Genomic DNA, 26,950 nt, shown 5'->3' with positions numbered 1-26,950 from the left:
CGCACCGATCCTTACTTCTTTTTCATGGTATGTCCAGCACCGTGGGGACTCTTCCCAGAATCCGCCGAGGTCTGGTCCAAGGAGGGCGAGGGCGGCAGGGAGGCTACCCCTGTATGGGCTATGGGCTGCCAGCGAGACTTAGAGAACATGGCAACAAAAGAGATAGGAACATAGCTGAGCATAAACCAAGGGAAACTGAGGCAGTAGGCTACCAGCTCCTTGTTAGTGGCATTGATCTTCTTACGTTCCAGAATGCAGATAAAGGCAGCCAAAAGGATGAAGCCCACAATGGCTCCCACCAAACTTACCCAGTACGTAGAAAAATTTGCCAACTGACTGTGCCAGGAAACATATCCCAAAGCTGCGTAGATAGCTCCCAGGCCAAAACGGATAACAGACAGGACCATGAAGGGGCAAATGGTAAGGGTCATATCCATAGCAGACAGATCCCTCTCGCGGATTGCCCAACGGATCATGCTGAGCCCATAATACCGAAAAACCTGCAGAAAGCCTTTGCTCCACCTGACCCTCTGCTGCCAGGACTGTTTGAAAGACACTGGCTGCTCATCATAGAAAACTGCTGTAGAACAGTAACCAATATGATCACCGCTTAAAATGCAATCCATAGTAAATTCAACATCTTCTGTCAGCAAGTGGAACTTCCAGCCGGCATTGCGCTCCATTATTTTCTTGGAAAACATGAATCCTGTGCCGCCAATCCAGCCATTATTACCTAAAATAGAACGGCCTGAATTCAGCAGGCGAGACTGAAAAATAAACCAGAGGGCTGATCCTGCCGATACCCAGTTTTCCGACAAGTTTGTTGAATTCCTGTAACTGGTGACGGCATCATTCCCTTGCTGGAAAGCCTTGTTCATCTCCTCAATATAGTGAGGATCCAGCAGATTATCGGCATCAAAAATAAAATATGCATCATATATATCGCTGAAACCATTATCCCTTATGTGGTTGAGCAGGAACTTCAGAGCATACCCTTTCCCAACTTCCTGCTTATTAAAGCGTTCCAGCACATGGCAGCTCAAAGATCGACAGACGTCAGCCGTATCATCAGTACAATTGTCAGCCACCACCCAAATATCTACTAGATCCATAGGGTAGGTTTGTTTTTTTAAGGATCCGATCAGATTCCCAATAACCTGAGCCTCGTCCCGGGCTGAAATCAAAACTGCATAATGCTTGTCCTCAGGAGCATCGGGGAAGGTTTGAGGCTTGCTGATAAAGCCCACCAAAAAATAAAGGACCTGGTAGATCATTCCTCCTGCTCCCAGAAGGAAAATAATAAGGTCAAGAAATTGCAGCAGAATCATGACTCCCACTGTCCCCTGGCACCGCGGCCGCCCTCTTTGCCCTGTGTTTTCTGTGTTTTTCTTTCTGGGTCAGCTGCCAGCTGAGCCTGGGGAATGGCCACGGTTGCAGACTCATCCTCCTCTTGGGACGTTTTGTAGGCTGAAGATTGATTTTCTTCGAATTCTTCTTCTGCCAGCTCACCTGCCCGCATTCGCAGTTTAGTCACCTTATCCACCATAACGTTGGCCGAAGATCCCCTGGAAGTTCGAGGTATATGCTCTGACAAGGGCTGGAGAACATTCTTCTCCAGCAGCTCGGCCCCTGTCACCAGGCCGGATTTCCGTTTGGGTTTTGGATCGTCAAGCAGGTCGGAATCAATGAGATCGTAACTACGCATGTAAGCCGACAAAAGGGCCTGAAGACTGGCTGTAATAGGCAGGGCGAGGAAGGCTCCCAAAGCACCAAAAAGATCACCAAAAAAGAAAACAGACAAGAGGGCAATGGCGGGATTCAAGTCCATAGTATCTTTGGAGATACGAGGAGAGAGGATCAGGTTCTCAATCTGCTGGTAGACCACAATGTAAATAAGCAGGTAAACCGCATATTGCCAGCCGTTGGTTCCCCAAGCCGAAACGATGGGAACCAGGCCGCCCAGGTACGTACCGATCGTGGGGATGAACTGTGACACCAGGCCGCAGAAGATAGACAAGGGCAGCCAGTAGGGGATTTTCATGACGATCATGAAAATAGACATACAGATTGCGGAGATAATCGACAAAAGGAATCGGCTGTACAGATAGTTGGAAATCTGAGTCTGAACCGTGGTCCAGACCACAATAAACTTTCTCTGCGACTTGCGGGGCAGCCATTTGCACAGGCTCCGCCTCATCCTAGGGCCGGCAGCACATATGTAATAAGTTACCAGGAGAATGGTCAAAATGGCCAGAAGGCCCGACAGAAAAGAGGAAACTGTGGAATAAGCTTGACTGATATAGCCTTGAGCTCCATTCTTGTTGATTTTATTGAGAAAAGACAACAAATTAGTCCCAAAGTCAAGCTTCTTGGGTAGATGATAACCCGTCCAGGAGATAATATTTCGGCGAATATCTGAATAGGTATTGGGCAAATTCTCAATCATCTTGGTCAGTTGCTGCACCAGCAGGAGACCAAACATGGAAAGGAAAACCACCACAAGAATCACAAAGCTAGCCAGAACCACCAATGAAGCAGCGGACCTTTTCCATCCATGTCTGATTAGACGGAGAATCAATGGTTCCAAGGCCAAAGCTATGAAGAGGGAAACAATAATGTAGAAAACAACACTAGATATTTTGGACCAGGAATTCCAGACAAAAATAGCCAGAAAAACAGCTATAACCGCATAGAGCAGACCCCTGCCTAACCATTCAGGGGGACGACGCGAATCCCCCTTGGAGGGAAAAATCGCAGCCAAATCAAAACGCCGGATAGCGCTGGTGTCAGAGATATTGATGCGATCATCGCTCTTCTCATCGCTGCTGTCCTGATCGCTCCTATAGTGATTGCTCCTATAGGTATTATGACGATCGCCGCTGCGCTGATCTTTGCTGCCATCGCTCATCTGCCGCACTATCCTTCCTGATCCAGGCGGTCTGTTCTGCCCTTTTCCTATTATCTCATAGCCATAGAACTCAGAGCCGTAAAAAGCCATAAAAGGTGAAACAGGAGGATGAAAAGAGGAGATGGGAAAGGCTTGAAGGGAACGTGGTTCTGTGAAATTTCTCCCCAACTTGGCAAGCCCCTGCCTATAATGGAACGCATGGTTTCGGTTTCGATGATTATTCCAGCATGGAACGAGTCTGAGCGCATTGCGCAGTGTTTACTCAATGCTACGACCCAGACAGTTCCTGCGCATGAGGTTATTGTTGTGGATAATCTCTCGACGGATAATACCAGCCAGATTGTGGAAGACTTTATTGCCAACAATCCACAGAGCAAGGTGATTCTTCTGCATCAAAATGCTGAACAGGGCCTTATCCCCAGCCGTAACTATGGATTCAACCATGCCACCGGAGATATCTTGGGCCGCTTCGATGCTGACTGCATGATCAAGCCCGACTGGGTTGAAGTCGTTTCCGAAATTTTTGAGGAGAATCCCAACGCCATGGGGGCAACCGGCCCCTGCACTTACTACGACATGCCCGGAAAGGTCATCAGTCTGGCTGGAGATAATTCTATCCGTAAGCGAATTTATATTGCTGACGGCAAACGCCAGCTCTTATACGGTTCTAATATGGCTGTCCGTCGGTCTGCCTGGGAAGTCATTAAGAATGAGGTCTGCCGTGACAAGGAAGACATCATGCATGAAGATATTGATCTTTCCCTCCATCTGTTTGATCATGATTTCGAGACTGTTTACAGTCCTGACATGATCACTGCTGTCAGTGCCCGCCGGATGGACACCTCCCTATCGTCTTTCCGCTCTTATATGCGCCGGTTCAAGAACACTTTCGATGCCCATCCACAACACTGGCGGGATAAAAAACCGGAATATACCCTAACCGCCCTCTACCCCATGATCCACGCCTTCTACCCCACCTATCAGAAGCACCTGGAGAAACACGACATTGATCCAGCCGAGGAAATGTGGATCAATGAATGGATAAGCCTCGCTGAGCGAGATAAAATGGAGTTGCCTGACCATCTGGCAGAGGCCGGATTTGCTCAGGCAAACCCAGCACAGACTGAATCTTCTCGGACCGGCTCAGCCAAAGCGGAATCTGCACATACACGCTAAGAAGAGGAAACAGCTAACTCAACAGAAAGAAAAGAGTAGAAGAAAAATAAAGAGAAAAGAAAAGAAGTACCCCCGAAGAGAGTCGAACTCTTGTTGTCAGATTGAAAGTCTGGTGTCCTAACCGTTAGACGACGGGGGCATGCGCGTGGCGCACGTCATATACAATATATTACTCCATGGATTTATGGCTGGTCGGCGCGTCATCTGCATGACGAGCGTAAAAAGTGAAATCGTGAATAGTCCGTCCGGCTTTGAGCCCCTTCTTCTCAAAATTGGTCAGGATTCTGCCCTCAAACCTATGAGATTCGCGGAACATGGCATGCGGCAGCTGGTAAGCCATCTGAGCTGTCCCCTTGCTTACATGCTCAGTGGGCAGGCTGACCATCAGCGTTCCTCTGTTGTCAAAATCATCCCGGTTATCCATGATTTCATGCACATGGAGAGCATAATCATCGATGTCTGTGGCTATCCGCCACAGACCCTGATCTACCAAGGCATTGCTCACATCGGCGGCCAAAGGATCCTGAATTATCCTCCGCTTGTGATGCTTGGTTTTAGGCCAGGGGTCAGGGAAGAAGGTCCAGACCTCCTGAGCCACTGATCGGCTGCAAATGGCAAAAAGCTCAGGGGCATTGACCTGGGCAATTTTCAAATTAGTCAGACCGTTGTGCCCTCCCAGAAGCATGGTATGGGCTACTCCTGGAGTGTAAACCTCCAGAGCCAGATAATTATTGTCTGGGTGAGACAGGGCCGCGGCAGTAATGTTTTCCCCCTGGCCGGAACCTATTTCTATGATGAGAGGGTTGGCATTGCCCCAAACAGACTGAACAAAGTTCTGATCAAAAGTCAAATCGTTCGGTACTCCCAATTCATGATCTGCCTGCCCAAAATCCAGAAGGAAAGTGTCCGCAAATTCGTCCCAGGCATGCTGGAGGCGCTTATCAAGCCGGGATGAGCGACGAACGAAGGAGACAATTCCCCGCGAGCGCGAAAAGTTTGTGCGAACAGCCAACTGGTGCTTATTCCGGTTAGAAGACGACTCTGAACCGGTACAGCCGGAGTCAGAGGACGTGTCGTTATTCGTCATAGAAAACATTGTAAAGGTGAGGGCGAATGTGATAGGAGCTTTTCACATTTATGAACATAAATAAACATAAACGAACATTTTCTCTCATGCCTGAGCTATAATGAAGACGTCCATCAAAAATACAACGATTGGAAGAAATATGACAGTTCTTGTCACCGGCGGCTGCGGATATATTGGTGCTCATGTGGTTCACGCTCTTCACCAGACGGGTGAAGAGGTTGTAGTTGTTGATGATCTCAGCTATGGCAAACCCAGCCGCATTGAAGGCTCCCGCCTTTACGGCATGGATATTTCCGCCCCCGGCTCAGATGCCCGCATGGCCGAAATTATGATAGAGAACAAGGTGGATTCAGTCATTCACTTTGCTGCCCGCAAGCAAGTGAGTGAATCTGTAGAAAAACCGCTCTGGTATTATCGGCAGAATCTTAACGGCATGCTGAATGTGCTGACCGCCATGAAGGAATCCGGCGCTAAAAAGCTGGTCTTCTCCAGCTCAGCAGCTACCTACGGAGTTCCTCCCGTGGATGTGGTTCCTGAAGATGTTGTTCCCATGGTTCCCATCAACCCCTACGGCCAGACTAAACTTTTTGGCGAATGGATGGGCCGGGCCTGTGAGAAGGCTTTTGGCATCCGCTTCTGCGCCCTGCGCTATTTCAATGTTGCTGGCTGCGGTCCGGTTGAGCTGGAAGATCCGGCAATTCTTAATCTGGTTCCCATGGTCCTGGACCGGCTCCAGCACGGTCTTGCCCCGGCAATTTTCGGTGACGACTACCCCACCCCGGATGGAACCTGTGTGCGTGACTATATCCATGTTTCCGATCTGGCTGATGCCCACCTGGCAGCCATGCACTACTTGAACCGGGATGAGCGTAAATATGATGCTTTCAACGTAGGAACCGGCAAAGGCACCTCCGTGAGGGAAATCGTTGACGAGATTAAAAAAGTAACTGGCCTGCCGTTCACCGAAACCGTTAAGGCCCGCCGGGCAGGGGATCCTCCTCACCTGATTGGATCTCCTGAACGCATTAACACCGAAATGGGCTGGCACGCCCAATACGATGTTCACGACATTGTAGAATCTGCTTGGAAGGCCTGGCAGGCCAATCCGAATCATCATATTGATCTGGATTCCTGGAAGCAGATTGGCTGAAATCGGCTTGTTATAGTGCAACATGCCGAAGCTTGCAGATGACCAACCTATCCTGTAGTATTTCTACTCGGTTGCGAAATGCAGCTGTGGCTCCGTAGCTCAGTTGGTTAGAGCGCCGCCCTGTCACGGCGGAGGTCACCGGTTCAAGTCCGGCCGGAGTCGCTTGGAGTAAAACCCGGTATAGCCGGGTTTTTTTAACACTCCATGGCTCTGTAGCTCAGTTGGTAGAGCGTACGACTGAAAATCGTGAGGTCAGCGGATCGATACCGCTCGGAGCCACCACTGCACTTATCCCCCTCTTTCCACCTGGGGATAACTTTTTAACCATCTCCCCCATGGTGAATTTTTATAGTTTATTTTTATACTTCTCCTCTGTATTAATTATTTTCTTTCACTGATCGTTGTATGGTATTTTTTACAGTGAACCTTTCTTGATATATTGAAGAGCCAGCGCAACGAGCACGGCTAGAATTGTTATCCCGATCATCTCAAAATAAGCTACTTCTGGTGGAGCACTTGTGACTGGGATTGGGTGCTGCAATTGGAGATACCCCCGGTAAGAGGTTACAAGGCCAAAGAGAAAAATTAAAAATACAATCACCCATTGAATAACTGTTGCAATGACATATAAATTATGCTCATTAAAAAAACCGATCATCAACGATCACCTCCACAAATATCGGCTCTCCCACCCCACAACAAAAACCCGGTGTACACAAATCACAAACCGCAGAGTACTACTTGAAACTTCCCTTCACCCCCTGCCGTTTCCAATCACCCTTGTGCCGTCTCCAATAAGGAGGGTGTAGGAGAGTTAGGCTCTAAGAGCCTGTTTGACCCAATCCACAATAAAAGGTGCAACCTCTTCAATCTGGTCCATTGCAACCTCAAAATCCTCAGGACCTCCATACCAGGGATCCACCAGATCAATCTGGTCCTCCCGGCCGGCTTTGGGAACCGGAAGATTGGGATCAAAGGACCGGTACATATGAACCTTGGAATCATCTGATGCAGGAATCTGCCGTAAAAGAGAACGCATATGAGAGGCGGTCATGGGCAGGAAAAGATCAGTGTTTTTAATCTCTTCCTGGGTAATTCGGTGGGCAAAATGATTGCGGGGCAGCTGGTAGCCTCTCTGCCTAAGAACCCTCTGAGCCCGGGGATCAATGGGATGTCCGTGCTCCTCAGAGCTGACTCCGCTGGATTGAACCTGGACCCGGTCTGACAAACCGGCATCATCAACATATTTCTGCAGGACAATCTGGGCCATGGGTGAGCGGCAAATATTTCCTGTGCAGACTGTTGAAATTGTATATTTTCCTTCAGTAGTCATAGTTCTTCCTCAGCGGAGGGACTCCCCTCCTCTGCCCGGGTCAGGGTTCTGAAACGATAACGGGAGACTGTGCCCGCTGGAGAGTCAGATCCAGTTTGCAAAGAAGCAACAGTCCCTGCTGGCACTAACCAACCGCTGTCGGCACTTACCTCAAAAGTACCAGCTTTTACCAGATCATCAACATTGGGGGCAAAGGAATCTGCCTCCACGGCAAGATCAATATCAGTCACATAAATGTGATCTGCCCGGTCAATCAGCTGGCTGTACAGCTGCGAGCCACCAATAATCCAGATTTCCCCCCGGCGAATCCCATCATCGGGGATAGAAGGCTGAGAAGCCATGTGGAGGGCTTCTTCCAGATTCTCAGCAACAGAAGCACCAGGAGCACGGTAAGCAGGATCGTGGGAAACCACAATATTGTCTCTTTGAGACAGGGGCCGGAATCGTGGATTCAGAGATTCCCAGGTCTTCCTGCCCATTACTACCGGGTGAGAAATCGTCAGCTCCTGGAAATGCTGCAAATCCTCTTTCAAGTGCCAGGGCATAGAACCATGAAAACCAATCGCACCCTGCCGTCCGTCGGGGGTATATCCCTGAGCCCAGATCAAATTTATCTGAGGCTCTTCAAAATAATTTTTATCTTCCTCGAGATCTTCATCCCAAGCAGCACCAGAAAATTCTAGCCCTTCTGGCTTGGGCCGGGGTTGGTGGTAACCGGTGCGGCTACTGTCATGCTCCATATCTGACAATACTCCTTTATTGATGATTTCTTCATCATCATACACTAAGGCCAGCGATTTTACACCGCTACCGGGGCGGTAATTTTAGGATGATGTTGGTAGTTCAGAATATGAAAATCCTCATATTTATAATCAAAAATGGTGTCAGCCTTGTCAATTTTCAGCTGAGGATAGGGATAAGGCTGCCGGGAGAGCTGTTCCAAAACCTGGTCGACATGATTATCATAAATATGGCAGTCTCCCCCGGTCCAAACAAATTCTCCAGGCTTAAGATCAGCCTGTTGAGCCATCATGGCAGTCAGAAGAGAATAGGAAGCAATATTGAAAGGCACACCCAGGAACATGTCAGCAGACCGCTGGTAGAGCTGGCAGCTGAGTTTTCCATCAGCCACGTAGAACTGAAAGAGGGTGTGGCAGGGAGGCAAAGCCATATTTTCCACCTCGGCCGGGTTCCAGGCAGAAACAATCATCCTGCGAGAATCTGGCTGATTCTTGATCAAATTGAGAACAGTGGAGATCTGGTCAATGGTCCGGTTGGGATTGTCCGCCGTGGGAGCAGGCCAGCTGCGCCACTGAACCCCATAGACTGGCCCCAGATTCCCATCAGCATCAGCCCACTCATCCCAGATATGAACCCGATTCTCTTGCAGCCAGCGAACATTGCTGGATCCCTTGAGGAACCACAGAAGTTCGTATGCTATTCCCCGAAAGAAAACAGTTTTGGTGGTCAGCAGGGGGAAAGAATCTTCCAGATTAAAACGCATCTGCCTGCCGAATAGAGAGATGGTGCCGGTCCCCGTTCGGTCTGATTTCAGACTTCCGGTTTCTAGAATGAGACGGACTAAATCCTCGTAAGGAGTGGGGATTCCGTTATCTTTCTTCTGCGGAATGCGGATACGAATGTCTTCGAGCTGCTGCTGTGTAAGTGCCATAAAGATTAATTGTAGAAAAAGCATTAACATCGACGGACACCTTGCTATCTGTTCACTGATAGGCAGACAGATAGGCAGAAAGTCTCTCCCAGCTGCTTCTCGAATAGAAAACGCCAAGCCTGTATAAGAAGCTGTATAAACGTGTATAAAAATATGTATAAAAAGATGCATATTATGCTTACCGTGATGAGGAGGGGTCGACGGGCATATTTTGTCCCTTTCTCTGTTCATCTATTCATAAGGAGTGTTCAAAGAACGCTCACATATATCGCATATACGATAATCTGGATACAGCCTTACGGCTCGAAAACAACAGAAATGAGGAATTATGGCACGTTTATGGGTTGAGCGTAAAGAGGACGGCACCTGGGTCGGCCACAAGGACGATAAGGCAGAGGTCGTTTTTGGACATGGGGATGATGTTTTTTCTCCCGGCGATTTGCTGAAAATCGCTCTGGCTGCCTGCGCAGGTCTGTCCAGTCAGTTCGCTGTTGAATCTGCCTTGGGCCAGGGGAAGGGAGCCCGCATTGTTGTTGATGGAACCTACGATTCCGATGGCGACAAGTATGTGAGCTTCTCTGAGAATCTCGTGGTGGATGCCACCGATGCCAAGCTGTCAGATGATGATGCAGCCAAGCTGGAAGAGCGGATTAAGCGCCATATAGATAAAAGTTGCACAGTCAAGCATACCTTGGTTGAGGCCACTCCAGTTCGGATGGATATCAATATTCGTCATTAAAAACCGCTAAATATCACAACCATAAGATCTAAACAATCACAAGATCTAAATCGTAAGTCTCCCGGTTGGGTTTGAAAACCGGGAGACTTACTTGTACTGGGCTAATAGGCAGGGAGCTGTCTATCAACCCACATCTTTGACATCTGAGACGTCCCAGGCACCTAAGGTGCTGAGTCATCAAGGTATCCGGGACGTCTCTGGCAGGGGAAAAAGTCTGTAAACCGGGGCTTGTCCAGGCGAACGGCTTTCCTACTCCTGTCTGCTGCCTATGACTCCTTGTCCTTATGAGACTCCTTGTTGTCAGAACTCTGAGGATCTATGGTAACAGCAATGTTCATGGCCACATCATCATCTGCCTGAGGCACCAGGACTTCCTGAACGCCTTTGACGTTCTCCAGAGGAACAGTCGGTACATCAGCTGCAGAACGGGGAATAGTATCGAGCTCAGACTCAGCAGCCTCTACATACTTGCGGGGAACCACATAAACAGGGCCAACAGCATGCTGTATCAGGCCCTGACTGACTGACCCAAAGATAAGGCCGGTAAAACCGCCCCGCCCCCTGGACCCGACAACCACCACATCATTAGTCATGCTGGCCTGAGTCAAAGCTTCAATAGCCGATCCTTCCACAACCGATTCTTTAATATCCAAATCCGGATACTTCTGATGCAGGGGTCGCATTCGCACTTTTAGATCATCAAGATAAGACTCCATGACCGTGTTCTGTTCCTCTTCATCTATGGAGTTGACCCCGGCTGGACTGATACTGCTCAAATCAGGGACGGCTGACAGAACCGTGAGGGTTGCCCCCCATTGGTTAGCAAACTCAGCCGCAGTATCAAGCGCCTTAATCCCCCACTTGGATTCATCCGCCCCCACAACGACTCGTTTAATTGTGTTATTCAGATGCATAATTTTGCCGCTGTCATCGGTGTAAGGAATGACGACCACAGGACAGTATGCAGCAGCAGGAAGGCTGGAACTGGTTGTGCCCAGCATGCGCTCTGCCAAACCTCCCTTACCCCTGTTCCCTATAACAATTAAGTTATAATTATGCGACAATTCGATGAAAACACTGGCTGTGTCTCCCGTCACAATCAGGGTTGTTGCCTGCACCCCCTGCTCATCGGCAATAGCTTTTGCTTTGGCCAGAATGGTCTGAGCATCGTTATGAGCAGCCTTGTCATCGCCCATCGATGTATAAGTAACATCAAAAGAAACAGCAGCATAACTAGGCAGAGAGTATGCACACACAATGTGCAGGGTCAATCCGGCATGATGTGCATAATTGGCCGCCCACCAGACAGCCTTGTAGCTGGCGTCTGATCCATCAACGCCCACCAGAATGGCCTTGTCATACTTTGCCATGATTCCTCCTTTGGAGCAAATTTATATGATAAATTCAATTTTACTCTTTTTAACGCATAAAGTCATGCTCACACAGGGTGTGTCCCAGGAAGAAAAGAAAACACAAAAAATAAATCAGCTACGATAAATAGATCAGCTATGAATGTACTGGAAGCTGGAGGCGTTGGAGATAGTGCGAGAAGCGATAATTCCGCGCAAAGCTGCCCCACACTCAGAAACAGTGACTGAGCCGTCAGCATTCACCGATTCAACAATGGCCACATGTCCATATACTGAACTGGCCCCCTCCTGACCGCGGGCGAAGACCATGACGTCACCTACCTGAGGAGTATTGCTGACGGAATAACCCAGAGCCCTGGCCGAATCTGCCCACTGAGCACCATTGCCAAAGTTGGATCCTACAGGCAGGCCCAACTGGTGACGCCGCACATAGGCCCACCAGGTGCACTGAGAGAAAGAGTAATTATTGCCCTTATCGCCGGTAGCGTGGCTGACACTAATGGTAGAGGCATAAGGAAGGGCGTAGCGGTAAGGGGTATCGGTGGTATAGGTAGACAGGGAATTAGCAGAATGAGAAGCAATACCGGCCTTCTGGGCATCAGTTAAGGGAGTGGCTGCCTCCGTAGACGCCACCTTCATTTTCTGGCTGTCTTTGCTCAGATTAGAGGTATCTACATTGGTTGAATTGGTTTCCAGCCCCCAGCTGGAGCTCAGGCTCTGGCTAGTCGATGATTCCTCTTTGGAATTCCATGTTCGTGACTTACCGCGACTGACCAGACCAGTAGCATCCGCCGAAGCTTCAAGAACCTGAGAAGGGTTATCGATGGAGTCCCCACCCGTTGCCCTGCCTGCAGCTGAAGCATAGATAGTTCCAACGGTGCCGACCAGAAGAGTAGCAGCGCCAACCATCATCATCTGAGACTTGCGCTGGGCTTTCTGAGCCCTCAGACGCAAGGCCTTGCGGGTAAGAGGAGCCTGATTAAGCTCCTTCTTCAACAGCTGAGTAATCTCCGGCTGCTGAGGAACATGCTTGCCTGTTTGATGGCTCCGCCTGCGCTTGACGCGTACAGACGCAGCTGGTACGTGTACTCCAGAGGGCATAAACAAAGACTCCTTACACATGGGATACAGGTATCAGCTTAGCAAGAGTAGGCGAATTTGTATTTTTTGTGGAGATATAAGCTGTAAGAACGACCTTGAGAAAAGTTCCCCATCGCCTTTTATAAGGCGGTAGACGCCAATATATAGGAGCCAGGTTCCTCTATTGCTCCACTGACAGACACCGAAGGCTCGCTGGCAGGAATATAGGCAGCTTGGCCACTGCTCAAATCCATAATCTGGCTGTTGCTCCTGCAACGAATTACTCCATCAAGACAGACAATGATGCGGGGGCCAGGCCGGGAAGCAAGCATATGCTGAGGGCCAACAGCCTGGGAGAATTTTGCCTGTGTTCTCCTCAATCTGTCGCTGACCGTCCACCAGCCTTTCGTCGCTCCGGATTTAGGGTCCACATGACCATAAGCCAGCATGAACTCTTCCAGAGGCGGTTTATAGGTAACTACATCTGCCTGAAAGACAAGCTTAAGTAAGCCAGATGAAGGATCAATGGGAGGAGCCGGCGAGCAGGAAAGATTTTCCAGCAGATGGGGAATATCCCTGTGCTTAATGGTCATTCCAGCCCTGAGGACATTATCGGAGTTCGTCATGATTTCAGCTCCTGTCCCCTTCAAGTAAGTATGAACAGTCCCTGCAGGAATAAAAACAGATTCTCCCTGGTCAAGCTCCACAGGGTTCATCATAGCAATACAGAAAATACTGGGGTCAGAGGGGAAAGCTTCGGCAGCGATACGGGCATGATTCAGAGCCAGCGCAATCTGACTGGGGCAACCGTCAGCTTTAGCAGCCCTCTGGCAGGCAGCGGCCAGGGCTGTTACCTCTCCTCCGTCGGTCTCAGAAGTCACAGCCCTGGAAAAAGCCTGGAAAATAGCCCCTTCCCTGCCTGTTTTATCAAAAGCGGCTGCAGGGCCTGTCGCCTGGGAAAGAATGGTCACCATGGAGTCTGCCAAGGGGTGATCAATATACTGCAAGGCTTCAATCTGCCGACGAATCGGCAGAAAACCAACAGAAGCGCTGAAAGGTTCCAGGGCTACCACCATTTCGTGTTTGGCCACAGGGTCTTTGAAAGATCTGACAGGATCATGAATATCAATCCTCCGGGCTTCCTCTTCTGCAAAGCCCTTACTCGCCTTATCCGCTCTGGGGTGGACCTGCAGAGACAAGGGGCGGTCAGCACAAATAATTTTGAAGAGAAAAGGCAGGGTAGCTCCCCAGCGGTCAATAACCGACTGACCTGCCATGAAGGCAGGAGCCCGCTTAATTGCTGTTGCCAGATCAATTTCATCCCCGTCCACATCTAAAAGAGAGGGAGACTGAGGGTGACCGCTGAACCAAAGCTCAGCCAAAGGACCGTCATCAGTCAAGCGAAAGAGCGATTGTAGACGGGAATCCGACCCCCAGGCATAATTGCGGTGAACAGGCCAGATACGATACATGTCACCTCACTTCGTTTGTTGATCCCCAGTATGTCACATCATAGCATTCGCCTGGCCAATAACCGGGTCGAGTCAAGCAATAACCGAACCTATAGCATATACGACTGGGTAGATACAATAAAAGCGTGAAGATAGCCCCTATTTATGATCCCGAAGTAAGGAAACCAGCTCCCCATGCAGTTCAGGTGGACCTGCGCCTTATTTTCGGTCTGGGTACCATTCTGTGGAGTCTGGCTGCCATTGTCTGCTTGGCCCTGCTAATTCTAGGTTTTCATGTTCACAAAGCCCTCTTTGTCTGCCTGTGCGGAGTTCTTATTGGAATCCTCCTACTTATTTGGGAATACCTGCACAGAAAGGACTACCGTCTGTTGGCTCTCTTCCCTCAGAGTTAGGGACTGACCCCAGAGTTAGGGACTAACCTCAGAGCTAGGGGACTCAAAAGAATAATTTGCAGACTCATGCAGGTTTTATTCTCACTTTCTTTTTACTCCTATGCCGTCGCCAGAGGAAGATAAAAGCTGAAGGTACTCCCCTGCCCAGGCATGCTCCATACCCCTATGGAACCATGATGTGTTAAAGCTACATGTTTGGCAATGGCCAGGCCAAGACCAACTCCATCTGACGTTTCCTCAGCCTGATTAGAGCCCCGGTAAAAACGTTCAAAAATTCTTTTTTGATCTTCCCGGCTGATGCCCTTCCCGTGATCTATCACACGGATCAGGGCCAAATCCTTGTTTTTAGCCCTGCTTGCCGAGAGGACAACAGTAGAATTGAGGGGTGAATAAAGGATAGCATTCTCCACCAGCTTGGTAATGGCCGCCTCCACCTGATCTCGGTCAGCGTTGATTTCCAGGGATTCATCCCCCTGAATCAGCACTTTGATATTGCGATTCTGAGCCAGGTTCTTACAAGCCGCACCCACATTCCTTACCAAATCCATAACCCGCAGACGATTACGCTCGGAAGGCTTGATGGTTTGCTGAGCCTTCATCAACAGGATCAAATCTGCCACCAGATGATTCAAATGACGGGTTTCCAAAGCAACTGTCTGCGAATCTGAAAGCAGGGTCTGCCGGGTCACATTCCCTGCCTTCAGACTTTCTTCCAGGTCATGACCAAGCTGAGACAAAGCTTGAGTAGGAATCAGGAGCTGGCGAGAAATATTGGTCACAAAGTCATCCCTCAGCTGGGCAAAACGCCTCTGTTCACTGTTATCTTGGACGAGTACCAGGACTAGGCTGTCACTGATTGCTCTAACTGTTATAGTCAGCCAATTGCGGCGGGAAACCAGCTGCATCTCCCGATCTTCATCATTTTGCTGGCTGGATACACTGTCAGAATCATCGTGACCAGGCGCACCTTGACCGGAGACTGCCTCTGAAACTGCCATATTCGATGGAGTCATGGTTACCAGATCAAAGCTTTCTTTTTCTCCGCTGATTCGCGACCGGTGGACGGCATCCAGAACCTGCTGATTGCTGATCGAATCGTTACTGGCTAAGCCCAGCTCGTAGACTGCGGGGCTGGCTCGAACAATTTCATCTTCCTTGTCTACCACAATTGTGGCGGAATTAATAGTGCTCAGAATACGAATGGAAGACGAATCCAGATCTTCATCATCCCTGTCCTCATTGTCATTATCATCTTCGTCGTCATCATCTTCGTCTTTGTCCTCATCCCAGGCCCGGTGACCCGTCCGGCCCTTCTTGTGTCTGAAAGCATACCGCAGACGAAAAAACCAGTTTTCTACCTCATCAGCAGCCGTCTGACGGGATTTTTTGGACGATTCAAACAAGGGCGAAATCAGCCGGAACAAACCGACAATAATCGCGCCAAGAGCTATTACAGCCATGACTACTATGATTGCCAGCACAGCTAGTGCTACCCCATCGAACTGCATACTCCCATTGTGACACAAGCAGAGGCCAGCAATGAGGAGGATGGCTTAGAATAGAAAGTACCAGACTGGAACAAGCGGTATCAAACAGCAACAGTTTGACATGGCCATGAACGAAGGACATATATATGAGAGTTATTTTTACTCAGGAACTCAAAATGGTCGCTGATAACCTGGATCGCATGAGCAACGGGGTTCATCTGGCGATCGTTAAGGCCGGACAGGCCCTCCTCAATACCGACATTGATGCGGCTCAAGAAGTCATCGATGGTGATGACCAGCTGGATAAGCTGGAAAACAGCATCTTGGAACATTGCGTAAAACTACTGGCTCAACAAAGTCCCGTAGCTACTGATTTACGGGTTGTTGTTGCTACTATTCGCCTGGCTTCTACTTTTGAACGGATGGGAGACCTGGCCCGGCATATTGCTGAAACTACCCGTCGAGCCTATCCTAACAGCGCCATTATTGACCAGACTCGGGAAATTTTCGAAAAAATGCAGGAATTTGATGCCACTGTCTCTGCTGAGCTGACTTCCATTCTTAATACCAGGGACACAGAGCTGGCAGAAAAAATTATTGTCAATGATGATGTCCTTGATAATCTTCACAAGCAGACTTTTGATATTGCCACGTCTGACTCCTGGGAAGGAAGCCGTCAACAGATTATTGATCTGGTCCTCCTGGGCCGTTATTACGAGCGTTTTGGGGACCATGCTGTTTCCGTGGCCAGGATGCTGATTTATATGGTCTCTGGTTTTGACCCGACAAAGCAACCTCAACTTGAAAAGGATCAGGAAGTCAGCAATAAATGAGCAGAATAATCAGGAGTCGGCACAAACAGAAGGACCTGACCTGGCATAAACCGAATCTTCTATAGATAAGAGATAAGTATAGTGAGGGCCTGGCCACAGTGGCCAGGCCCTCACTATATTATGATATTTGTCTATAAATATGAAATATGTCTACACATATCTATCTAAAATTAGAGATAGATGCTTAGCATAATTATTACTTCTGGCCCTGAGCAGCAACTGCAGCAGCACCAGCAGCAGCAGCCTCAGGATCCAGATACTCGCCCCGGGGCTTGATGGGCTTGAAATCTTCATCCAGCTCATACAGAAGAGGAATTGCAGTAGGAATATTGACCTTAGCAATCTCTTCTTCAGTCAGATTATCCAGCATCTTCACAATGGCGCGAAGAGAATTTCCATGAGCAGAAATCAGAACGGTCTTACCCGCCATCAGCTCTGGCTTAATATCAGTTTCCCAATAAGGTGTCACGCGGGCAACCACATTGGACAAGGCTTCAGCCTCGGGGACGTCGGCCTCATTATAGCGGGGATCATGAGCCTGTGAATACTGATCATCAGGATTAATGTCAGGGGGCGGGGTGCCGTATGAACGGCGCCAAATCATAAACTTCTCATCGCCGAACTCCTGACGGATCTCAGTTTTGTTCTTACCCTGCAAGGCACCATAATGACGCTCATTCAAACGCCATGTGCGCTGAACAGGAATCCAGAGGCGGTCAGCCTCATCAAGAGCATAGTTGGCTGTGTTGATAGCACGGCGCAGCAAAGATGTGAAAACAATGTCCGGCAGAACATTCTTCTCCTTGAGAAGCCTGCCTCCTCGCTTAGCCTCTTCCACACCCTGCTCAGTCAGGGGAACGTCCACCCAGCCGGTGAACTGATTCGTTTTATTCCATGCGCTCTGACCATGTCGGAGCAATACTAATTTATAAGTCATGCCTCAATTTTACTCACCCAGTCCGACGAGAAGCGGCCACAGCCTGAGAATCTGCCCGTCCTAGAGTCCCCCAAAGAAAAAGCCAAAAATAGCCGTTATACAGATGGACAAAAGAATAAGAAGAGACATACACTGTAAAGCGCGTTTATACCGTCTTTCTTTGATGGCTGTAGTCATAACAAGGATAATAACAAGACAGGCAACCGTTACAATCAGGGAAAGAACTTCAACGAAAATGAGAAAACCCAGCGAAAACCTCCCTGCTAGAGATTTCCCGTGCAGCAAAGCCCAGAAAGTAAGCGTCTGACTATAAACAAGTAAAGCTAGAAGAATAAAGGCAGACCACAGGAAGAAGATAAGAATCCTCTGGCCGCGGGAAAATCCTATGGAAACCATTAAAGTATTCTTGCCATGAACCTGATCATTCTCCAGATCACGAAGATTATTAATCATCATCAGGCAGACGGCCAGGACTCCAGACAGAAGGGAAGCGCCAACAGCAGCCATAGGCAAATAATTCCAGGGATAGCGGCCAGTCAAAGCCAGCTGGATCCCCAGGCAGGCAATAGGGCCAAAGAAAAGAAAAGCGACAGCCTCACCCCAGCCGGAATACCCGTAAGGATGGGGACCGCCGGTATAAAACCAGACTGCCCCTGCAGACAGTACTCCCAGCAGGAGCAGCTGCCAAAGTCCGGTTATAACCACCACGGCCAAGCCAGCCAGACAAGCGATGCCCAGACTAATCAATCCAGCTGCCAGAACTAATCGAGGGGTGGCTCCCCGAGCAACCAGACGGGCAGGTGCCTCCTGGCCCCTATTCTGGTCTGTTCCCCGGATTCCATCGTGATAATCATTCAAAAGATTGGCAGCAATCTGCAGAAAAAGAACCACAGCCAAACACAAGGTTGCAACCATCCAAAAGCGCGAGGGCTGAACTATACATTCCCCCCACCCTTCTTCATCTCCAGCTGGAGGCCGCAGGCCAAAAATCGGACAGGCTTTCCGGGAAATTGATCCCCCCCTGTTAAAAATCATTAGGGGCTGATAAACAAAGGCTGTGATCGAGACCACTGGTATAACCCCCAGGATTAAAGTCTGGGGACGAATTCCTGATAACCACATTTTTCCTGTATTCTTGCTCACAGGAAAATTTTATCATGCTTTCCAGGGATGCTTCACATTACACAGCCTGCTGGCTCTTTGTGAAAGGTCGATCAGAAGGAAAATATCCTCAGCACACTCCTTATGCCAGGTTCAGGGGCTTGACCAGGGGGAAGGTAATGGTCTCGCGGATAGTAGCCCCTGTCAGAGCAATCAGAAGACGATCAATACCCATCCCCATGCCGCCGGCGGGAGGCATACCGACCCCCAAAGCCTCCAGGAAATCTTCATCTATATCCATAGCTTCAGCGTCCCCTGCCAGGGCCATCCTGGCTTGATCCACAAAACGCTGCCGCTGAACCACGGGATCATTAAGTTCAGAGTAAGCCGTTGCTAGTTCAAAGCCACGAACGTACAAGTCCCACTTTTCTACCTGCCCAGCAACAGATCGGTGAGACTTGGTCAGGGGGCTTGTTTCTACAGGAAAATCACGAACAAAAGTTGGCTCCCAGAGCGTATGAGGATCTTCGGTATAAAAATGCTCCCACAAATGCTCCACCAACTTTCCATGGTTTTCCACTTCGTCCCGCTCGACTCCCAGCTTGTCTGCCAGGGAAGCCAGATAATCGACTGATGTTTCTGGGGTAATTTCCTCCCCCAGCTTTTCTGACAGAGAACCATACATAGTTATAGATGTCCATTCTCCGCCCACATTGTAAGGAGTTCCATCGGCCAGGGTCAGCTCCGTGGTACCAAAAGCATCGAGGGCAGCCTGCTGAACCAGAGACCTGGTCAGTTCAGCCATGGTGTCATAGGTGCCGTAAGCCTCGTAAGCCTCCACCATGGTAAATTCGGGAGCATGAGTTCCATCGGCACCTTCATTGCGAAAATCACGGTTAATCTCAAAGACTTTATCGATTCCCCCTACCAGCAGACGCTTGAGGAAAAGCTCGGGAGCAATACGCATAAAAAGATTGATATCAAAAGCATTCATGTGGGTTTCAAAAGGCCGGGCCGTAGCGCCACCATGATTGGTTTGCAGCATAGGTGTTTCCGCTTCCAAATACCCCCGTTCATCAAAATTGCGGCGGAGAGAGGAAACAACTTTGGCTCGGTTGCGAACCATATCCCTAGCCTTGCTGTCGACAATCATTCCCAGATAGGGCTTGCGGGTCCGCTGCTCTTCGCTCAGCTCCTTATGGAGGGCAGGCAAGGGCTGCAAGGCCTTAGAAGCAATCTGCCAGGAATCCACCATGACTGACAGCTCGCCTGTATTGGAGGAGATGACCTTACCGTGGATATAGAGGTGATCGCCCAAATCTACCAGCTGCTTATACTGTTTCAACGAGTCTGGGCCAACTACTTTTCGGGAAATCATGCCTTGAATACGGGCCCCGTCGCCGGAAGAAAGCTGGACGAAGCAGAGACCTCCCCCATTGCGCAGGAAGAGCACCCGGCCTGCCAGTCCCACAACTTCATCCGTTTCCTGACCCTTTTCCAGGGTCAGGGCACCATCGCTGCCGGTATAGCGCGAGCGCAGATCAGCTATGCTGGTAGTAATGTCCAGCTTGACTGGGTAAGGATTCATGCCGTTCTTGAGCATGAGAGCCCGTTTAGCTACGCGCATCTGAACCTGCTCAGGATGGGCTGACGGCCCGAATTCGCTATTGGACACATCTATGGCTTCATCCAGACTTGCTCCCTGATTAATGCGGTCAGCAATAGCCTGATCCTGCTTTTCCAGCATGTGGGCATGTTCGATGGTTGCCAAACCCGCCTGGACCTGCATTTCTTCCGATGTCTGCTGCTCTCTTCCTGTCTGTGCTTCTTCCTGGCCAAGTGTCAACTGTTCTTCATCCTGTGTCACGTTCGCATTGTTCATAAGGCCACAGTCTACGCAAAGCCCACTACCAGGCGGTAAAGAACGAAACAGGAAGTCACCTACAGACAGATTTCTTCCCTTGCCCCTGTGATATTCTTAATACGTTCCTCATTCATATGTTCTCATATGGTCACTGTACAGTAAGGATTTTTATGACTGATTTCGCTCAAGCTCCCCGGGAAGACCCCACTGCCGGTAATCCCGCTCTTCCCCAAGACGGCTTTCCCCAGGGGGACACCGCGTCTTCCCCTGCTCCTCACCTAGAGCCAGGACGGGTTCGTAAACCTCTCACAAAGTCGCAGATTAAAAGTCTGCGGACCCTGGCTCAACCCCTGAAACCTCTGGTGATTATTGGCAAGAACAATGTGACTGATGCCGTGGCAAACCAGGTAGATCAAACCCTTGAAGGTCGTGAACTGGTAAAGGTTCAGGTTCTGGGAGAATCAGATGTCAGCTCAGCAGAAGCAGCCGCAGCCCTGGCTGACCGACTCCATGCTGCTGTCATTTCCGTCATGGGCAAGCGGGCTGTACTCTATCGTCGCTCCCGCAGAAACGATATCGATCACATTCGCCTGGGGGTCTAGAAATCCACCGGGAAGTTTAAGAGCCCAGAGGCAAAGAGCCTGTGCGGGGAAGGAAGAGAGAAATAACCCTCGGGAGACGACACAGGCCCTGCAAGCTGATTTCCTCTCCATCGGCTAGTATTTTATGGTGGTTACGGGCTGTAGCGCAGCTTGGTAGCGCGCTTCGTTCGGGACGAAGAGGCCGCGGGTTCAAATCCCGCCAGCCCGACCATTGTTTTTTTCTTTGCTTATGCACATCAGCACTGTGATTTTCGATAATTCCCGGAAGCTCACAAAACCCCATAATCTTACTTCACATAATACTGGGCCTGAGCATTCCAGAGCTGATAATATTTACCGGACGAATCTGCCAGCAGCTCTGTGTGAGTCCCCTTCTGAACAACCCTCCCCTGGTCAAAAACAGCAATATCATCGCAGAACTTGCAGGATGAAAGGCGGTGGCTAATGTAGATCGCTGTTTTGCGCCCTGCAATTTCATCGAACTTACTGTATATATCAGCTTCTGCTACAGGATCCAGGGCGGCTGTAGGCTCATCCAGAACAATGAAAGGTGCATCTTTATACAATGCCCGAGCAATAGCAATCTTCTGGGCTTCACCGCCGGAAATATTCACCCCTTCCTTATCCAGATCCTTATACAAATTCGTATCCAATCCTTGAGGCAAGGAAGCGAGGCGATCTGCAAATCCAGCCTTGACCAGGCAATCCATGACTTTGTCCCTATCATAGTGAGTACTGGTGGCCACATTCTGGCCCAGAGGCATGGCAAAAAGCTGAAAATCTTGGAAAACAATGGAGAAAATATTCATATAATCCTGGTACCGGTATTTTCTGATATCAATGCCATTAAGCAATATGTGCCCTTCAGTAGGATCATACAGGCGGCAGAGCAGCTTTATAAAGGTAGTTTTTCCACTTCCATTCATACCCACTACAGCCAAACGGCTTCCCACTCTGAATGACATAGTCACATGCCTCAGGGCATAATCAGATGCCCCGGGATACTTAAAGGACACATCCCTGAATTCAATCTGATACTGGCGGTCTGACCGCTTCTCTGTAGTCAGACTTCCCTTATACATCGTATGAGGAACATCCAAAAATCCATATGTATCAGTCAGGAATTCCCCATTAGTCCTGATTGCCTCCAGATTGGCAATAAACTCACTAATCCCGGTAAAGACTCCAGTTACTGCACCAATATACTGGGTAGCTGAACCTATGGGGAAAGCTCCTCCCCAGGCCTTGAGACAGACAAAAAGATAGATCAGGCCGGACATGATTGACTGTACTCCCCGAGAAGCTGCCGTCAGAAAACCTAGTTTCCCCCTGTAGAGCCTGTCTATCAGAGATCCTTCAGTAAAGATAGGTTTCTTATTCATGTGATATTGACCAATCTTTTCCTGATTATAGAGGCGAATATCCAGGGATCCCTGAGTAGCTTCACTTGCTAAATGCGAATAAGCCTTAAAAAGCCGGTTGCCTAAACGGGCACTGTCAGCAACCCGTGTCACCACTCCATTTTCATATTTGGTAAAAGCCCAGGAGACGGCAATGGCACCGGCAATCAGAGCAAGAATAAGCAGAAGGCAGAGAGGGTTATTCAGGAAGATCAGGTCAGATTTTCTTACAGGGAGGAGGAAAAGCTGGACCGACAGGGCAACTCCGCCAACAATAGATACTACTGACCCTATGAGTTTGGAAGTAATATCCTCAATCAGGGATAAACCCCATCCGCCCCAGTTCATGTTCTGTTCAGCCTGGGATTCCATGTCAGCAACCTGTTGGCTGTCAGCGCTGACAAAATCCATGTCAGCTTTTTTATCAGCAAAGATTTTGAGGGTAACCGACCATATTCCTGCTTTGTTGGTTTCATACCACCGATTGAGCACGTGGGTAATCATAGCCAGAACAGCAGTTACAGTCACAGTAATAACCACCAGGGTCCAGATTTTGGCAGCCGGTTGCCACAGAACCAGGGCATTAAGAATCAATGCAGACAGGTAAATGGTAACGAAGGGAGTTCCCTTGAAAAACAGCTGATAGAGTACAGTGGAAGGAAGTAGTTGTGGTGAATATTTCTGCCAGATGCGCACAGCCCTGCCATACCGCTGAAGAGCTTCCCCCATGGAAATGCGTTTTTTGCTCATTTTTTTACTCATTTTTTTCCTCCCCTTCCTGATAATACTTGCTTTGAACAGTAAAAAGCCTGGCGTAATCCCCACCGAGAGCCATGAGAGAGTCGTGATCTCCTTCCTCGGCAATCTTTCCCTTTTTCAGGTAAAGAATTCGACTGCAGAATCTGGTCGAGGCCAGACGGTGAGAGATAAAAATGGCTGTTTTCCCTTCTGTCATCTGGTTATAGCGGGTATAGACAGAATTTTCAGCTATGGGATCCAGAGCTGCTGTGGGTTCATCCAGGAGGATAACAGGCGAATCACGGTACAGGACCCGGGCCAGCATCAGTCTCTGTGTCTCTCCTCCGGAAAATTCAGTCCCATCCTCATACACTTCTCGGGTTATCTGAGTTTCTTCCGAGTGGGGCAAACTCTGTACTTTCTGAGCCAGATCGGCCTGCTCCAGGCTTTTCCACAATTTTGTTTTATCAACAGTTTCTACTTCCTGGGTTATATTTTCCCTGATTGTTGCCGGCAGGACAGAGAAATCCTGGAATACACCGGCAAAGAGGGAATAATATTCCCGACGGTTAAACTGGCGAATATCCTGACCGTTGAGGAGTACCCGCCCTTCAGTCGGGTCAAGAAAACCTGATACAAGCTTGATCAGAGTTGATTTTCCAGCCCCATTCAGGCCTACAATCGCTATTTTCTCCTGGGGCTTGATAATCAGATTCATGTCATGAATGGTGTCTGCGGATGCACCGGGATACCGATAAGACACATGATCTAAGCACAACTCATATGGAGCCTGCGGCAGGGGCTTTCCTCCGGAGAAGCGGAAAATCTCTGACCATTCCAGGAACTCTCTGACTTTTGACAGGTCCAGACTCTGCCTGTAAAGGGTAAACGTCTGCTCTAAAATTCCACTAACCCAGGTAGTAAAGCCTGTTACTGCAGAAAAATACAGAATAAACTGAGAAACAGTAATATTTTTATGAATCACCATAGTGATTAAAACCAGATAAGCCAGTCCGTTGCGCAGAAAAGTCAAAAGAACATCAACCACGTTCCCCACGAACAGTTTTGTCTGGGCATTTTTGTTGAAATTTCTGAAAAGTCGAAAGTTCTTATTCCACAATTCCTGAACCCAGCCAACCATGCCAAAAATTCTCAGATCCTTGGCATAAGTGCGGTCAGACAGGAGTTTGGTGGCATAATTCACCGCTCCCAAATAGGAGGCTCTTTCATCCTGATGCTCATAAGACCAGCGGCTCATTTTCATATTGACAAAGAAGCCGATTACCGTCAAGGCTGCTGCTATCAGGGCCAGATATATATTCAACCCAGACAGGAGAGCTAGGTAAATAATAAAACCAAGAATATTGGTCAGCAGCTGGGTCAGAGTTTCCCACACTGCTTCTGCTGGCTGGGAATTTCCATATGTTGCCTCATCGGCCTGTTTGCTGTAGTCCAAAAATCGCGTATCCAGCAGGTTAGGATAAGACGTTTGGGATCGTTTAGTGTTGGCGGCCATGATGATGGATAAGCGAACAGAGATCCTGCCTGGCATGGTATCCAGTTTAAAATATTCATACCCGCCGTCAAGAAAAATCAGAATCAGGGTAAAGATGCCAATTGTTGCCAGCAACTGGCTCATGCTTCCTTTGCTTTCGATCACGTTGAGGGCAGCAGGGGCAATGAACATCTGAGCCAGACTCTGACCCACGGCAAAAACGGCGACTGCTATACACAGCCAGAGGACTCTTTTGTGGCCATTCCAGGCAAGCCGGATCATATAAGCCACGTTGCTGGCCATGGAGTATCTGGGCTTAGCCTGTTTTTTAGACTCCTGACCCGGCTTGTCCCCATGCTCTGCCTGGTCCCGCTTATTTTCACTGTCCGGCAGACCCTGGCGCCGTGCCTGGTCTTGGTCATCGGAATTTGTCTGTTCTGCTGTCGTGGATTCCATATTCCTCACCTCACCATTACAGTGGCAACTCTAGCAAGATGATAATTTTTTGGAAGCTCTGGGGGACGAATTGCTATATTCCGGTGATGAATTGCCGAGTGATGAATTGCCGCACTTGTATACCGGCCGCCGGCTGAAATCAGAAATTACCTCAGCCAGAAAGGGAAGAAGAAACAGCAAGCTGTGGGAGCAAAATCTCTGTGGTGAAAGCCCCCTCTTCTGAATTACGGCTGATGTATCCTCCTAGCCTATCAACAATGGTATCAATCCTTTCCAGACCAAAACCATGTCCCAGCCCTTTGGTTGATTGGAAAATCCTTCCTCTCTTTTTCAACTTCTTTCCAGCAGCAAAATTAGTGAAAGAAATATACAGCTGTTGCCCCTTCATATCCATATAGACCCTAACCTGCCGCCGCTCTTCAGGTAAAACTAGAGAAGCATCAATAGCGTTATCAAAAAGGTTACCAATAATGCAGCAGAGATCAATCTCTGACAACCGTAATTTTACAGGAATATGGGCATCAGCTGTGACCGGAATCCTCTTGCTCTTGGCCAGAGAAATCTTTGAATTTAAAATCGCGTCCGTCATAGGATTGCCAGTCTTGATCACTGTATCCACCCGGGCAAGATCAGAATCCAGTTCATCAAGGTATCGGCGAACCGCCTCCAGATCTCCCCGATCTGCAAAAGCTTTCATAGTCTGAATGTGATTTCTGTAATCGTGTCTCCACCCACGCATCTGATGGTACATGGTATCCACTTCAGCATAGTGAGTTTCCAGCAGATCCTGTTGGTAGGCAGAAATTTGCCGATCAATCCTTTTTGATGTCAGATATGAAATCAGTCCCATAACCTCATCCTAGTGCTTTACCCCGTAGATAGTGTTTGTAGTAGGCAGCATTGTGTTGCTCGCTTTGTTGTGTTTCTCACTTCCCCAGACCAATAATTGCCCGGTTAACGCCCTCATAAGCCCCGCGCGGCAAGGGGATTGTGGTTCCATCATCCAAATAAATATCAGTCGTGGTCACCCTGAGGATTTTCGTCAGATTAACAATGTCAGACCTGCCCACCCGGTAAAATCTATCGTCCAGGTTTCGTGCAACCTGGCTCAAAGTCATCTTAACCGTATAATCATGAGCCGCATGAATAGTCACATAATTTCTCCGAACTCCTACAGATACAATCTGGTAGACCGGGATTCTCTGAACTTCAGAACCCGCTTCAAGAGTAAGAACCTGCTCATTCTTGTGAAGTTTGCCCACAGCCCGGTCCAGAACAGAAAAGAGTTTCTCTTTCTTCAGCGGTTTCACTAAGTAATGAAGGGCAGAAACATCATACCCTTCTTCAATGTACTCGGAATAACCGGTGACGAATACAATTTGGACAAGATCATTACTCTTACGAAGCTCCCTGGCCAGGGACAAGCCATCCATACCTGCCATTTCAATGTCCAGAAGAATTATATCCATGGAGTGATCATCCTCATAGTGGAAAAGAAAGCTCTCTGCAGAAGGAAAAGACATAATCTGAATATCATGATCTGTTTGCCGACCCCAGCGACGGACCAAAGATTCCACATACAGGCGGGTGTCAGCGGAATCATCACAGATGGCAATTTTATACAGCATACGTTCATTATAGTTTTGGAACCTACTTAA

General features: G+C 48.9%; 23 protein-coding genes, 4 tRNA genes and 1 pseudogene. 9 read left to right on the top strand and 19 right to left on the bottom strand.

Features of this window, described 5'->3' with window-relative positions; translation table 11 throughout:
* Window positions 1-11: 11 nt before the first annotated feature.
* Window positions 12-1,328 carry a glycosyltransferase family 2 protein gene (locus SCIP_RS02110; protein ID WP_006292868.1) on the bottom strand — a complete coding sequence of 439 codons (1,317 nt, stop codon included), beginning with the start codon at window positions 1,326-1,328 and terminating at the stop codon, window positions 12-14.
* Window positions 1,325-2,908, bottom strand: a complete 1,584-nt coding sequence (locus SCIP_RS02105; RefSeq protein ID WP_081442834.1) for an AI-2E family transporter — start codon at window positions 2,906-2,908, stop codon at window positions 1,325-1,327. The genes SCIP_RS02110 and SCIP_RS02105 overlap by 4 nt, the downstream gene beginning before the upstream one ends.
* Window positions 2,909-3,106: 198 nt before the next feature.
* On the opposite strand from SCIP_RS02105, the gene SCIP_RS02100 reads away from it, so the two are divergent.
* On the top strand, window positions 3,107-4,084 hold the full coding sequence (locus SCIP_RS02100; RefSeq protein WP_081442833.1) for a glycosyltransferase: 978 nt from the start codon (window positions 3,107-3,109) through the stop codon (window positions 4,082-4,084).
* A 67-nt stretch (window positions 4,085-4,151) separates the two neighbouring features.
* Here the strand turns inward: SCIP_RS02100 and SCIP_RS02095 are convergent.
* Window positions 4,152-4,223, bottom strand: a tRNA-Glu gene (locus SCIP_RS02095).
* A 30-nt stretch (window positions 4,224-4,253) separates the two neighbouring features.
* A complete protein-coding gene (gene trmB, locus SCIP_RS02090) occupies window positions 4,254-5,171 on the bottom strand; it encodes a tRNA (guanine(46)-N(7))-methyltransferase TrmB (RefSeq protein WP_006292860.1) in 918 nt (305 codons plus the stop codon).
* A gap of 139 nt (window positions 5,172-5,310) precedes the next feature.
* On the opposite strand from trmB, the gene galE reads away from it, so the two are divergent.
* The 3 genes from galE (at window position 5,311) to SCIP_RS02075 (ending at window position 6,603) form a co-directional block, all read left to right on the top strand.
* Entirely contained in the window at window positions 5,311-6,321 is a 1,011-nt protein-coding gene (gene galE / locus SCIP_RS02085; RefSeq protein WP_040590503.1) for a UDP-glucose 4-epimerase GalE, read from the top strand.
* 88 nt (window positions 6,322-6,409) lie between these two features.
* Window positions 6,410-6,483 (top strand) — tRNA-Asp (locus SCIP_RS02080).
* 44 nt (window positions 6,484-6,527) lie between these two features.
* Window positions 6,528-6,603: transfer RNA gene (locus SCIP_RS02075), tRNA-Phe, on the top strand.
* 133 nt (window positions 6,604-6,736) lie between these two features.
* Here the strand turns inward: SCIP_RS02075 and SCIP_RS02070 are convergent.
* The 4 genes from SCIP_RS02070 to SCIP_RS02055 form a co-directional block, all read right to left on the bottom strand.
* A complete protein-coding gene (locus SCIP_RS02070; RefSeq protein ID WP_040590501.1) occupies window positions 6,737-6,979 on the bottom strand; it encodes a hypothetical protein in 243 nt (80 codons plus the stop codon).
* Between the two features lie 156 nt (window positions 6,980-7,135).
* On the bottom strand, window positions 7,136-7,654 hold the full coding sequence (locus tag SCIP_RS02065) for a low molecular weight protein-tyrosine-phosphatase (protein ID WP_006292857.1): 519 nt from the start codon (window positions 7,652-7,654) through the stop codon (window positions 7,136-7,138).
* Window positions 7,651-8,394, bottom strand: coding sequence for a dihydrofolate reductase (locus SCIP_RS02060; RefSeq protein WP_006292856.1), 744 nt, complete (start codon window positions 8,392-8,394; stop codon window positions 7,651-7,653). The genes SCIP_RS02065 and SCIP_RS02060 overlap by 4 nt, the downstream gene beginning before the upstream one ends.
* 59 nt (window positions 8,395-8,453) lie before the next feature.
* Entirely contained in the window at window positions 8,454-9,326 is an 873-nt protein-coding gene (locus SCIP_RS02055) for a thymidylate synthase (protein ID WP_006292855.1), read from the bottom strand.
* Window positions 9,327-9,654: 328 nt separating this feature from the next.
* On the opposite strand from SCIP_RS02055, the gene SCIP_RS02050 reads away from it, so the two are divergent.
* Window positions 9,655-10,065: an OsmC family protein gene (locus tag SCIP_RS02050; RefSeq protein WP_006292854.1), complete on the top strand. Its 411-nt coding sequence runs from the start codon at window positions 9,655-9,657 to the stop codon at window positions 10,063-10,065.
* 266 nt (window positions 10,066-10,331) lie between these two features.
* On the opposite strand, the gene SCIP_RS02045 is transcribed toward SCIP_RS02050, so the two are convergent.
* From SCIP_RS02045 to manA, 3 genes are all read right to left on the bottom strand, one after another.
* Entirely contained in the window at window positions 10,332-11,435 is a 1,104-nt protein-coding gene (locus SCIP_RS02045; RefSeq protein ID WP_006292853.1) for a universal stress protein, read from the bottom strand.
* A gap of 132 nt (window positions 11,436-11,567) precedes the next feature.
* Complete coding sequence (locus SCIP_RS02040; RefSeq protein WP_040590499.1) at window positions 11,568-12,536, bottom strand: CHAP domain-containing protein; 969 nt, start codon at window positions 12,534-12,536, stop codon at window positions 11,568-11,570.
* A gap of 119 nt (window positions 12,537-12,655) precedes the next feature.
* Window positions 12,656-13,987, bottom strand: coding sequence for a mannose-6-phosphate isomerase, class I (manA, locus tag SCIP_RS02035; protein ID WP_006292851.1), 1,332 nt, complete (start codon window positions 13,985-13,987; stop codon window positions 12,656-12,658).
* Window positions 13,988-14,112: 125 nt separating this feature from the next.
* Between manA and SCIP_RS02030 the strand changes: the two genes are divergently transcribed.
* Entirely contained in the window at window positions 14,113-14,379 is a 267-nt protein-coding gene (locus SCIP_RS02030; protein WP_006292850.1) for a DUF2530 domain-containing protein, read from the top strand.
* A 98-nt stretch (window positions 14,380-14,477) separates the two neighbouring features.
* On the opposite strand, the gene SCIP_RS02025 is transcribed toward SCIP_RS02030, so the two are convergent.
* The gene (locus SCIP_RS02025) at window positions 14,478-15,887 is read right to left on the bottom strand and encodes a sensor histidine kinase (protein WP_040590496.1); all 1,410 of its coding nucleotides are present in this window, start codon (window positions 15,885-15,887) and stop codon (window positions 14,478-14,480) included.
* A 125-nt stretch (window positions 15,888-16,012) separates the two neighbouring features.
* Here SCIP_RS02025 and phoU point away from each other — a divergent pair, with 125 nt between their 5' ends.
* Entirely contained in the window at window positions 16,013-16,699 is a 687-nt protein-coding gene (gene phoU, locus SCIP_RS02020) for a phosphate signaling complex protein PhoU (RefSeq protein WP_006292848.1), read from the top strand.
* A 196-nt stretch (window positions 16,700-16,895) separates the two neighbouring features.
* Here the strand turns inward: phoU and SCIP_RS02015 are convergent, their stop codons facing one another.
* From SCIP_RS02015 to lysS, 3 genes are all read right to left on the bottom strand, one after another.
* On the bottom strand, window positions 16,896-17,636 hold the full coding sequence (locus tag SCIP_RS02015) for a phosphoglyceromutase (protein ID WP_006292847.1): 741 nt from the start codon (window positions 17,634-17,636) through the stop codon (window positions 16,896-16,898).
* Between the two features lie 60 nt (window positions 17,637-17,696).
* Window positions 17,697-18,779 carry a 1,4-dihydroxy-2-naphthoate octaprenyltransferase gene (menA, locus tag SCIP_RS02010; RefSeq protein ID WP_006292846.1) on the bottom strand — a complete coding sequence of 361 codons (1,083 nt, stop codon included), beginning with the start codon at window positions 18,777-18,779 and terminating at the stop codon, window positions 17,697-17,699.
* 100 nt (window positions 18,780-18,879) lie between these two features.
* Entirely contained in the window at window positions 18,880-20,526 is a 1,647-nt protein-coding gene (lysS, locus tag SCIP_RS02005; protein WP_040590954.1) for a lysine--tRNA ligase, read from the bottom strand.
* Between the two features lie 380 nt (window positions 20,527-20,906).
* Between lysS and SCIP_RS02000 the strand changes: the two are divergent.
* Both SCIP_RS02000 and SCIP_RS01995 read left to right on the top strand, forming a co-directional pair.
* A pseudogene (locus tag SCIP_RS02000) lies at window positions 20,907-21,203 on the top strand (YhbY family RNA-binding protein); the annotation flags it as partial.
* Between the two features lie 134 nt (window positions 21,204-21,337).
* Window positions 21,338-21,414 (top strand) — tRNA-Pro (locus tag SCIP_RS01995).
* Window positions 21,415-21,490: 76 nt separating this feature from the next.
* On the opposite strand, the gene SCIP_RS01990 is transcribed toward SCIP_RS01995, so the two are convergent.
* The 4 genes from SCIP_RS01990 to SCIP_RS01975 form a co-directional block, all read right to left on the bottom strand.
* Window positions 21,491-23,365 (bottom strand): ABC transporter ATP-binding protein, encoded by a 1,875-nt coding sequence (locus tag SCIP_RS01990; protein ID WP_040590494.1) that lies wholly within the window; start codon window positions 23,363-23,365, stop codon window positions 21,491-21,493.
* A complete protein-coding gene (locus SCIP_RS01985; RefSeq protein ID WP_006292842.1) occupies window positions 23,358-25,292 on the bottom strand; it encodes an ABC transporter ATP-binding protein in 1,935 nt (644 codons plus the stop codon). The genes SCIP_RS01990 and SCIP_RS01985 overlap by 8 nt, the downstream gene beginning before the upstream one ends.
* A gap of 151 nt (window positions 25,293-25,443) precedes the next feature.
* A complete protein-coding gene (locus SCIP_RS01980; RefSeq protein WP_006292841.1) occupies window positions 25,444-26,142 on the bottom strand; it encodes a sensor histidine kinase in 699 nt (232 codons plus the stop codon).
* 76 nt (window positions 26,143-26,218) lie between these two features.
* The gene (locus SCIP_RS01975; RefSeq protein WP_006292840.1) at window positions 26,219-26,920 is read right to left on the bottom strand and encodes a LytR/AlgR family response regulator transcription factor; all 702 of its coding nucleotides are present in this window, start codon (window positions 26,918-26,920) and stop codon (window positions 26,219-26,221) included.
* Between the last annotated feature and the right edge of the window lie 30 nt (window positions 26,921-26,950).

Source organism: Scardovia inopinata JCM 12537, from assembly GCF_001042695.1.
GTDB lineage: Bacteria > Actinomycetota > Actinomycetes > Actinomycetales > Bifidobacteriaceae > Scardovia > Scardovia inopinata.
Note: the sequence above shows the minus strand (reverse complement) of the source record. Positions and strands in the feature narration are given on the sequence as shown.